The organism is Sphingobium olei (assembly GCF_042678845.1).
GTDB lineage: Bacteria > Pseudomonadota > Alphaproteobacteria > Sphingomonadales > Sphingomonadaceae > Sphingobium > Sphingobium olei.
In genome coordinates this window covers 1-10,043 of record NZ_JBHTLS010000087.1, presented here as the reverse complement: position 1 = coordinate 10,043, position 10,043 = coordinate 1, and the positions used below count along the sequence as shown (strand labels likewise).

Below are 10,043 nucleotides of genomic sequence, written 5' to 3'. Positions count from 1 at the left end.
GCGAGCGAACCGTCTCTGGACTGTGGGACCTCATCGGCAGGCTCGTCGACATCTTCAAGCCCGCCGAGTGCGCCAACTACTTCAGTTCTTGCGGATACGATCCAGAATGAACGGAAACCGCTCTAAGGTTAAAAATGGGAGCCATACCATTCAGATCCGTTACAGGCCACAACAGCTTTGTATTTGCCGCCGTCCTGCATCATCCGCTGGTGCCAAGTGGTGATTGCCCGCTCTGAGTTTTAATATGAAATCAACAGTGCATAGATAGCGGGACTCCATGACGAAAGATCGGCCAATGCCATGGGCGCCGGCGATCACTACTACTACTCCGATTTTCAATCTATTGGAGAATTTTGGGCCGCTATCGCGCAGCGGTGCGCCTCCGATCGTGTATCGGCTGTTAGGATGCCGCTAGGATGCCGCGCGGCAGCGCATCCGCGAGCGCTGCTGCGGCCACTTGGCTTAGTGCCGGATTTGTCACGGGCTTTTGAGGCCGTGGAGAATCAGGGGAACGGTCAGAAATGTCACATCGGCTTGCCCTTGCTGAAAAGAGGTCTTCTCATCAGGATTCGGGTATGGCTTGGGACGGACCGGACTTGTTCTTTGGTGAAAAAGGCCGAACCATGCAAAGGCAATTGCCTTCGCCGACAGGAAAATGCCGTATATGCATAGGCGCGGCCGGGCAAACCGGGAGATATTTCGGCTTACGCGCCATGCGGCGCTTGCCAAACGGCGGGACGTCCATTGACAATTTGAGCAAAGCCGGGGATTGCCCCCTTCCTCGTGGGCCTGCGGATTGGGCTGACCCAACTATGTGAGCTGATTGGAATATGTCCGCCTGTAAGGTAGCAGCGAACCATGATTAAAGACCAAACCTATCCTCATGAACCTGGTGCCGGGCTGGTGTTTGCCCATAGAATTCGGGCCAAAATCACGCGCCATCGCTGGTTCATGCTCTTTGTCGTGCTGCCCTCTTTGCTCGCGACAGTTTATTATAGCTTTATCGCCTCGGACATTTACGTGTCAGAGGCGCGGTTTGTCATCAAATCGCCCAGTCGCCAGCAATCCCAAACATCCTCATTCGCCAACCTCATTCAGACTACGGGCCTGTCGGAGGGGCAGCAGCAGACGCATGAGGTGATTGATTATCTTCGCTCGCGGGACGCTCTGGCGGATCTATCACGGCGGATTGACGTGAAGGCCCGCTTCATGGCTTCGGAAATAGATCCGTTGAGCCGCTTTCCATCGCCCCTGCGAGAAAATAGTTTTGAAAATCTACACAAGTATTTCAACAAGATGGTCGATGTTCACCTCGACCATGACACATCAAATGCGGTGATGACCGTCAAAGCTTTCAAACCCTATGATGCCTATATATTGAATGAGTATCTCCTCCAACTCAGCGAACGACTCGTCAACCGGCTCAATGGGCGCGCGAACCGTCAAGCGATCGTCGAAGCCGAAAAGCGCGTTGCTATCGCGGAAGATCGAGTCCGGGCGGCGCGTATTAATTTCGGCAAATATCGCAACAGTTCCGAGCTTCTCGATCCTCAGCAGCAAGCGAAGGGAGTATTGGAAATCTCTAGCGGTCTGGAGGCTCAAAGGGTCGCGCTGCTGGCGCAAATCGAAACTACCTCCCGTATCACCCCGTCAAACCCCTCATTGCCGGCTATGCGGCAACAAGTCGCCGCAATCACAGCTCAAATTGCTGCCCAGAACCTACAAGTGGTTGGAAGCAATTCCGGTATAGCTTCCAAATTGAGCGGCTATGAAGCAAATGCTGTCGAACAAGAGTTTGCAACGCAAATGCTGACCACCGCCAGTGCCTCACTGGAGCGGGCGCGCGCGGACGCGCAGCGGCAGCAATTCTATCTTGAACGCATTGTGCAACCCGACAAGCCTGACCAAGCGACACTTCCAGCAAGGTTGAAGCAGATTCTCACCGTCCTCGGCGTATCCCTTTGCCTATATCTGGTGGGCTGGATGCTGGTAGTTGGCATCCTCGAACATGCGCCGGAAGATTGATGAACCGGCTGCGATCTGGACTGGAGATACAAGGGAACGTAATCAGGGCCCTGATGCTCCGCGAACTCGTCACGCGCTTCGGGCGGGAGAATATCGGCTTTCTCTGGATGATGGCCGAACCCATGTTGTTTGCAGGCCTTGTCGGTCTGCTCTGGACCTTCATTAAAGGGTCTGAAGAGCATGGGATCGGTATCGTCGCCTTCGTCGTAAGTGGCTATATCCCGCTGACATTCCTGCGTAATACATTCAGCCGCTGCGTCAGTGTGTTCATCGCCAACGGAAGCCTAATGTATCATCGGCCGGTCAAGTTGATAGATCTTGTCTTCGTGCGCGTGCTGATCGAATTTATTGGGACGACGATGGCCTGGCTATTTATGGGCACGGTCCTTTCAGCAGTAGGGCTATTTCCTGTCCCCCATGACATCGGCATGGCGCTGCTGGGGTGGGGATTATATTTCCTATTTGTCCTGTCAGTCGCGTTCATCATCGCGCCGCTGTCGGAAATGTCGGAAATATTGGAGAAGCTGCTCCCGGTTACGGTATATCTGGCTATTCCTTTTTCAGGCACCTTTAATCTGGCTTCATGGCTGACCCCTGCCGCACGGGAGGTCGCATTGTGGTCGCCAATGGTGAACGCAATGGAGATGATTCGATACGGGCTCTTTGGCAACGCGGTGCGTCCCTATTATAGCGTATCCGTTCCGTTGACCATTTCGGCTATCTGTCTGATCGTGGGGCTGGCGCTTTGTAGTCATGTTCGCAAGACGATGGTGATCGAATGATTGCGTGCGAGCATGTTCAGAAGGTTTACAAAAAGAAAGCCGTCCTACGCGACGTCAATTTCTCCATTCATCCTGGGCAGCGTATAGGTCTGTTAGGGCGAAACGGCGCTGGAAAATCGACGCTCATCAAGCTTGTTGGAGGCGTGGAAATGCCCACTGCGGGCCGCATAGTCCGGCAGATGAGCTGTTCCTGGCCATTGGGATTTGGCGGCGGCTTTCAGGGCAGCTTGACAGGCTATGACAATGCGCGGTTTATCGCGCGCATCTACAATCGCGACTATAGGGATTTGCGCGTCTTTGTGGAGGATTTCTCGGAGTTGGGACGGCAGTTGCGGATGCCGGTTAAAACCTATTCCTCCGGCATGCGGGCGCGACTGGCTTTTGCATTGTCATTGGCGATAGAATTCGACTGTTACCTAATCGATGAAGTCATAATGGTTGGCGATCAGAATTTCCAGAAGAAGAGTCAAGCTGAATTTTTTGAAAAACGGCAGGAGCGCGCCCTTTTATTTGCATCACACGGGCCTGAATTCATCCGTCAGTTCTGCAACCGCGCCATCGTCCTGCACGCTGGAGTCGCGACGATGTACGAAGACGTCAACGAGGCGCTTGCTGTGTATGATGTGCTTTGATCTCTTTCATTATGTCACACCACAATATCGCGAGAGGTAAAAAGGGGTACGAGAAGTGGCACGACAGCTGCTATCGGGACTGTTCCTATTGGCCCTTGTTTGATCGCGATGCTAAGGCATACCGCGGACTAGTCACCGCTTTTTCGAGAAACTACCCTGATGCACCTTAAATACAGCGCATTTCTGGCCTTGCTTGCAGGACTTGCAGGCTGCGCAACCCTGCCATCCAGCGGCCCTACCGGCGGGCAAGTTCGAAAGTCAGCAACCGCGCCCAAGGATGGCTCCATGCCCATCGCGGTGGTGCCGGTCCGTGCCGCGGCCGACTTACCGCCCGTCTCGGCCAGCGCGACGCCCGCCGCGCTGCTGCCACAGGCGGCGCCTTCGCCAACCGACATGGTAGGGCCGGGCGACATTCTCGACATCAACATCTATGAAGCGGGCGTCACCTTGTTCGCCAGCAGCTCGCCGGCCTCGGCCGCGGGCCAGCTAGCGGCGCCCGGCGTTCAGGTGCAGAAGCTGCCACCTACGCGAGTCGACGACCTGGGCGATATTTCAATCCCCTATGCCGGCACTCTGCATGTCTCGGGTCTGACCACGGGTGAGGTCGAGTCGACGATCCGCAATGCGCTGCGGCGCCTGTCGCAAAATCCGCAGGTTATCGTCACGATGAGCCAAGCGATCACCAATTCGATTATCATCGGCGGTGAGGTGTCGAGGCCTGGCCGCCTCGTGCTTCAGACCAACCGGGAGAGCCTGTCCGACGTCATAGCGTTGGCCGGCGGCTACCGCGGCAACTCTAAGGATTTGATGGTCCGCATCATGCGCGGCACGGTAAGTGCCGACGTGCGCATCAACGATATGGTCGAAAATCCTTCGCTTGATGTGGCAATCCGACCCGGCGACCGGCTGATGCTGGTGGATGACCCGCGTACCTATTCGATCTTAGGCGCGTCGGGGCGGGTGGAGCAGGTGCCCTTCCGCCGTTCGACTGTGTCGCTCGCCGAAGCGGTCGCCACTGCGGGCGGCGCTAATCCCAATCTGGGCGATCCCGCCGCCATTTTCCTGTTCCGCTACGTGAAGGATGCCCAAGGCCAGGAAACGCCGCGCGTTTATCATCTCGATATGATGCAGACCGGTGCCTATTTCCTGGCGCAGAAATTCACAATGCAGGATAAGGATGTCCTCTATTTTGGCAACGCTGCGGCCAATCAGCCGAGCAAGCTCGTCCAGCTCATCAGCCAGCTCTTCTCCCCGGTTCTGACCGTGACCAGCGCCGTGTCGGTGATCCAGAACAGCAACAACTGACATTCGGAACCAGGCAATTCTTCATCGAAGGGGAAACTGTGGAAATCCAGACCTACGACATTGCTGGGGTAGCCCTCCTGACTCCTCGCCATATCGGCGATGAGCGCGGCTATTTCGCCGAAACCTTCCGGGCTGACCTGTTCGCGAAACATATCGGGGATTACCGCTTTGTGCAGGATAATGAATCCCGCAGCGCGAAAGTCGGCACGATCCGCGGCCTGCACTTCCAGAGCGAACCGCACGCCCAAGGTAAACTGGTGCGCTGCACCGCCGGTGCGCTGTTCGACGTCGCGGTAGATATTCGCGCTGGATCGCCCACCTTTGGTCAGTGGGTCAGCGAAACGCTCACTCCCGACAATGGCAAGCAGCTCTGGGTGCCGCCCGGCTTTGCTCATGGGTTCTGCGCGCTCGAGCCTGATACCGTTATCGCCTACAAGGTGACGGGCAGCTACTATAGCGTCGAATGCGACAAGGGCCTCGCTTGGAACGATCCCGCGATCGGCATCGTCTGGCCGGATGCCGCCGATCCAGAAACTCTTTCGGTTAAGGACCGCAAGCAGCCCCTGCTGGCCGACCTTCCCCCCTATTTCAGTTGGAGCGAATAACCCATGCGTGTCATCGTCACCGGCGGCGCCGGCTTCATCGGCTCTGCCCTCGTCCGCTACCTGGTGCTTCAGAAGGGCTATGATGTCCTCACCATCGACGCGCTCACCTATGCGGGGTGCGAGGCATCTCTCAAGGAAGTGGAAGGGCGCAACAACCACCGTTCCCTACACGCCAACATCTGCGACCGTGCGGCGATGGACAAGGCGATTGCCGAATTCCAACCAGACCGCATCATGCACCTGGCCGCCGAAAGCCATGTCGACCGCTCTATCACTGGAGCGGCAGACTTCATCCAGACCAATGTCGTGGGCAGCTTCACCCTGCTGGAAGCCGCGCGCGCCTACTGGAACGGGCTTGAGGGCGCGGCGAAGGACGCGTTCCGCTTCCTCCACGTCTCGACCGATGAAGTCTATGGCTCGCTCGGCGACGAAGGGCTGTTTGAGGAAACGACGCCCTATGATCCCTCCTCGCCTTATTCAGCGTCGAAGGCCGCGTCCGATCACCTTGCCAAGGCCTGGCACCGCACCTATGGCATGCCGATCGTGGTGTCGAACTGCTCGAACAATTACGGGCCATACCACTTTCCTGAAAAGCTCATTCCCTTGACGATCCTCAATGCGCTAGAAGGGCGCAAGCTGCCGGTCTATGGGAAGGGCGAGAATATCCGCGACTGGCTCTATGTCGACGATCACGCTCGCGCGCTCGACATCATTATCGAGAAGGGCGAACCGGGCGAAACCTACAATGTCGGCGGCCGTAATGAGCGCAAGAATATCGACGTGGTCAAACGCATCTGCGCCGTGCTGGACGAACTGCGGCCTAGCGGCACAGCCCGTGTCGAGCTGATCGAATATGTGACCGACCGCCCCGGCCATGACGCGCGCTACGCAATCGACGCGACCAAGCTGGAAAACGAACTGGGCTGGCGTGCCCAGGAGAATTTCGACTCGGGCATCGAAAAGACGGTGCGCTGGTATCTCGACAATGAATGGTGGTGGCGTCCGTTGCGGGATGCCTATGACGGCCAGCGTCTCGGCCTTGAGAAAGCCACCGCGTGAGGATTGCCGTCACCGGGAAGACCGGCCAGGTCGTCACCAGCTTGATGGAGCGCGGGACCGCAGAAGGACATGAGGTGATCGCCATCGGCCGCCCTGAGCTGGACCTGGCCGATCCTGCATCGGTTGCCCGCGCGCTTGAAGAGGTATCGCCCGACGCGATCATCTCGGCCGCCGCTTACACCGCGGTCGATAAAGCAGAGAGTGAGAGCGATCTGGCTTATGCCGTCAATGGCGCGGGTGCCGGCGCTGTAGCTGAAGCGGCCAGGGCGCTGGACGTTCCGCTTATCCACATCTCGACCGACTATGTGTTCGACGGGACGCTGGACCGGCCCTATGTCGAAAGCGATCCCACCGGCCCCACTGGCGTCTATGGCGCGTCGAAGCTGGCGGGCGAGCAGGCGGTGCTCGCGACCTATCCTGAAAACAGCGCGGTGCTGCGCGTCGCCTGGGTGCACAGCCCGTTCGGCGGCAATTTCGTCAAGACGATGCTGCGGCTTGCAAGTGACCGCGATGAGGTTGGCGTTGTGGGCGATCAGGTCGGCAATCCGACCAGCGCGCTGGCGATCGCGGACGGCATTCTGGAAGTAGCTGCCAACATGGTATCCAATGGTAGCCAAGAGCTACGTGGCATCTTCCACATGACCGCGCAGGGCGAAGGGAGCTGGGCCGACTTTGCCGAAGCCATCTTTGCAGCGTCCACGGTGCGGGGTGGCCCTTCGGCATCGGTGCGGCATATCGGCACCGCCGACTATCCGACGCCTGCCACCCGGCCCGCCAATTCGCGGCTCGACTGCACCCGGATCGCGAAGGTCCACGGCGTTGCGCTGCCGCAATGGCGCACCTCACTCGACGAGGTCATGGACAGGCTGCAACTGGCCGCACAATAATCTACAGGGGAATTTGAACGATGAAGGGCATCATTCTCGCCGGGGGCAGCGGTACGCGGCTCTATCCCATGACGCTGTCGACCTCAAAGCAGCTCATGCCGGTCTACGACAAGCCGATGATCTATTATCCGCTGACCACGCTGATGCTGGCAGGCATCCGGGAAGTGCTGATCATCTCGACGCCGCGTGACTTGCCGGCGTTCCAGTCGCTGCTGGGCGACGGGTCGGCCTGGGGCATGACTCTCGAATATGCCGAGCAGCCCAGTCCCGATGGCTTGGCGCAGGCCTACATTATCGGTGCCGATTTCGTCGCCGGTCAGCAGTCCGCGCTCATTTTGGGCGACAATATCTATCATGGCCATGGCCTGCCCGAAATCCTCGCCAGTGCCTCCTCGCGTAAGGAAGGCGCGAGCGTCTTCGCCTATCATGTCAACGATCCCGAACGCTATGGCGTGGTGAGCTTCGACGCGAACAAGAAGGCGGAAACGATCGAGGAGAAGCCCGAAAACCCCAAATCTAATTGGGCCGTGACCGGCCTCTATTTCTACGACGAAAAGGTCGTCGACATTGCCGCCAACATGAAGCCGTCACCACGGGGTGAGCTGGAGATCACCGACGTCAACCGCGTCTATCTGGAGCGCGGCGACCTGCATGTCGAAATCATGGGCCGCGGCTATGCCTGGCTTGATACCGGCACGCCCGACAGTCTGCTCGACGCCGCCGAGTTCGTCCGAGTCCTTGAAAAGCGCCAAGGCTTCAAGATCGCCGCACCAGAAGAAATCGCGTATCGCCAAGGCTTCATCAACGCTAATGGCCTTGAACAGGCGATCGGTAAGCTCGGCAAGTCCGACTACGGCCGCTATCTGCGCGGAATACTGGCGGAGGGCTAACAGTCACGGCCTTGCAAGGCTCGGCGTTAGAAGGCGCGTCGAAAAGGATAGGGGGAAGCAGATCGCTGCTTTCCCCTTGTATTATGTAACAATCGGAAGTTATTGGCGTGGGCCAGCGCGATGCTGCCAGGTTGACGAATGATTGTAGGGGATAACGTGCAGGGCGACGCCTACCCCTCTACGCGTCCTCCAAAGTAATACAGCCTTTCAATCCGTTACATAGCAAGCCGTTCGGCAACTGTCTCACTCGCCGTCGCTTAAATCGTTGCGATTAGGCGGGAATGCGATAGCCCTACACCGGCACCAGCACTTGCCTGTTGATCACCGGTGCCCGCTTCACACTCTCGATCTCGGTTTAGCAGCGCAGCTTCAGCGCATTGAGGCTCGGGTTCAGATGGATGATGTCGCCGTTGGCAAAATGGATGCGCGGTTCGTCGGTCCGGTCGATCTGTCCGCTTCGCCCGCCAATTCGCCGAACATCGCCGTCAGCCGCGCGAGGGCATCGGCCTCCGTGCCCGATTCCAGATGCGCAATCAGCATCTGGCTTCGCGCCATGGGACAGGCCTGTATCCGCCCCCTGAACGTGTAGCGTTCGGCCGCTACGCCAACAGCCCGGACAGCGCTAACCCTTGCCGCAGCGCACCGATCAGCGTCAAGGCCTTCGTGCTTCAATGGGTGCTGGACCTTTTGCGAGCCTTAAAGCCGAATCCGAGCTCGAGTATACGCCGGATCTGCTCACACACGTCGTCATCTCGGCGCTCACGGGCAGAACGATTAGCCAGATTGACAAGACGTACAGCATGCTTGTCGCTGAAGGACGGGTGATCGCCAGTTCGCCGCGTATTGGCTCAATAATCAGATTCTCGCAATAGATGTTGATGAACGCCATCACAATCTCTTACAGCGGAAAACTCCACCATCAGACAAAATACCGGGCCTTATGCAGGTTGTCGTTGGCACGACGTAGTTCCTTGACCTCGCGCTCCAGCAGCTCGAGATGGGCGTTATCATCAACGCCTTGTGCCGCTAGTGCCGCCCGTCGGTCTGCCCCCGTGCGGCACCAGGGGCGCAGTGTCTCGGCCGTGGAGCCAATCTTGGACGCAACTAAATTCAGCGTCTCCCATTAGAGCGGTTTCCACACGAATTGAATCATTGGGGATTCCCTTGTCCGTGCTGATGTGATTCATATGTGGACGCCCCCTTGGCAAGGGCATTTTGTCGGGACGGGTTTGATCGGTTTGCTTTCATATGTCCGGCCTGTGAGTGCGGCATAATTACTGCTGCTGGCCCTGATGGAAATCCGCCGGTGAGGTCCCTAAACAAGCTCCCGCGCATTGAAGCGCATTGAATCAGACGGGTTGGTCTCACCATTGGCTCGATCGTTACTCATCATCGACTGCCATTACCATTCGGGGTAACCTGGGGTGATCAGGTCAGATGGGCGTAGGGGTGATAGGCCTCCTTGCGGGTCAGCACGACCCACGCGATCCGGGCTAGCTTGTTGGCCAGCGCCACCGAGACGAGCCGGAAAGGCTTTTTCTCGGAAAGCTTCCTGATCCAGTCTGCCATGGGCGTGGGTTTGTCCTTGATATGGCGCATGACGGCGGTTGCTCCGACGACAAGCAATCGGCGCAGGTATCGGTCGCCCTGTTTGGAAATGCCACCAAGTCTGGTCTTTCCACCGGTTGAGTGTTGTTGCGGTGTCAGACCGAGCCAGGCGGCGAACTGCCTTGTCAAACGGCGCGCAAACGGGACCCCGTATCGGCGTCGAAGAGGGACCCCCTTTTCGAGATTAGGCGGACGGTTGTGGGGAGCGCCCTGCGCTGGGTGCGGTGGAGGTCGGGCGTAGCCCGGCCGG

At 58.1% G+C, this 10,043-nt stretch carries 10 protein-coding genes and 1 pseudogene; 9 read left to right on the top strand and 2 right to left on the bottom strand.

Annotation, left to right across the window (positions count from 1 at the left end):
* The 9 genes and pseudogenes from ACFQ24_RS05210 to rfbA form a co-directional block, all read left to right on the top strand.
* Positions 1–110, top strand: a pseudogene (locus tag ACFQ24_RS05210) (IS630 family transposase); the annotation flags it as partial.
* A gap of 748 nt (positions 111–858) precedes the next feature.
* On the top strand, positions 859–2,025 hold the full coding sequence (locus ACFQ24_RS05205) for a Wzz/FepE/Etk N-terminal domain-containing protein (RefSeq protein WP_380909503.1): 1,167 nt from the start codon (positions 859–861) through the stop codon (positions 2,023–2,025).
* Between the two features lie 53 nt (positions 2,026–2,078).
* Entirely contained in the window at positions 2,079–2,807 is a 729-nt protein-coding gene (locus ACFQ24_RS05200; RefSeq protein ID WP_380909501.1) for an ABC transporter permease, read from the top strand.
* The gene (locus ACFQ24_RS05195; RefSeq protein ID WP_380909499.1) at positions 2,804–3,439 is read left to right on the top strand and encodes an ABC transporter ATP-binding protein; all 636 of its coding nucleotides are present in this window, start codon (positions 2,804–2,806) and stop codon (positions 3,437–3,439) included. Before ACFQ24_RS05200 ends, ACFQ24_RS05195 begins: the two co-directional genes overlap by 4 nt.
* A gap of 285 nt (positions 3,440–3,724) precedes the next feature.
* Positions 3,725–4,744: a polysaccharide biosynthesis/export family protein gene (locus ACFQ24_RS05190; protein ID WP_380909497.1), complete on the top strand. Its 1,020-nt coding sequence runs from the start codon at positions 3,725–3,727 to the stop codon at positions 4,742–4,744.
* A 38-nt stretch (positions 4,745–4,782) separates the two neighbouring features.
* Positions 4,783–5,349, top strand: a complete 567-nt coding sequence (gene rfbC / locus ACFQ24_RS05185) for a dTDP-4-dehydrorhamnose 3,5-epimerase (protein WP_380909495.1) — start codon at positions 4,783–4,785, stop codon at positions 5,347–5,349.
* A 3-nt stretch (positions 5,350–5,352) separates the two neighbouring features.
* Positions 5,353–6,408 carry a dTDP-glucose 4,6-dehydratase gene (gene rfbB / locus ACFQ24_RS05180; protein ID WP_380909493.1) on the top strand — a complete coding sequence of 352 codons (1,056 nt, stop codon included), beginning with the start codon at positions 5,353–5,355 and terminating at the stop codon, positions 6,406–6,408.
* Positions 6,405–7,295, top strand: coding sequence for a dTDP-4-dehydrorhamnose reductase (rfbD, locus tag ACFQ24_RS05175; RefSeq protein ID WP_380909491.1), 891 nt, complete (start codon positions 6,405–6,407; stop codon positions 7,293–7,295). Before rfbB ends, rfbD begins: the two co-directional genes overlap by 4 nt.
* Before the next feature lie 20 nt (positions 7,296–7,315).
* Complete coding sequence (rfbA, locus tag ACFQ24_RS05170; protein WP_380909489.1) at positions 7,316–8,185, top strand: glucose-1-phosphate thymidylyltransferase RfbA; 870 nt, start codon at positions 7,316–7,318, stop codon at positions 8,183–8,185.
* Between the two features lie 390 nt (positions 8,186–8,575).
* Here the strand turns inward: rfbA and ACFQ24_RS05165 are convergent, their stop codons facing one another.
* Both ACFQ24_RS05165 and ACFQ24_RS05160 read right to left on the bottom strand, forming a co-directional pair.
* Positions 8,576–8,740, bottom strand: coding sequence for a hypothetical protein (locus ACFQ24_RS05165; protein WP_380909487.1), 165 nt, complete (start codon positions 8,738–8,740; stop codon positions 8,576–8,578).
* Between the two features lie 873 nt (positions 8,741–9,613).
* Positions 9,614–10,043, bottom strand: a 430-nt coding sequence (locus ACFQ24_RS05160) for a transposase (protein ID WP_380909485.1), incomplete at its 5' end; no start/stop codon positions are given.

Bases quoted from the DNA above. Each gene is read 5' to 3' on its own strand.
- ACFQ24_RS05165 (WP_380909487.1), bottom strand. From the start codon at position 8,740: ATGGCGCGAAGCCAGATGCTGATTGCGCATCTGGAATCGGGCACGGAG.
- rfbB (WP_380909493.1), top strand. From the start codon at position 5,353: ATGCGTGTCATCGTCACCGGCGGCGCCGGCTTCATCGGCTCTGCCCTC.
- ACFQ24_RS05200 (WP_380909501.1), top strand. From the start codon at position 2,079: ATGCTCCGCGAACTCGTCACGCGCTTCGGGCGGGAGAATATCGGCTTT.
- ACFQ24_RS05190 (WP_380909497.1), top strand. From the start codon at position 3,725: ATGCCCATCGCGGTGGTGCCGGTCCGTGCCGCGGCCGACTTACCGCCC.
- ACFQ24_RS05195 (WP_380909499.1), top strand. From the start codon at position 2,804: ATGATTGCGTGCGAGCATGTTCAGAAGGTTTACAAAAAGAAAGCCGTC.
- rfbA (WP_380909489.1), top strand. From the start codon at position 7,316: ATGAAGGGCATCATTCTCGCCGGGGGCAGCGGTACGCGGCTCTATCCC.
- ACFQ24_RS05205 (WP_380909503.1), top strand. From the start codon at position 859: ATGATTAAAGACCAAACCTATCCTCATGAACCTGGTGCCGGGCTGGTG.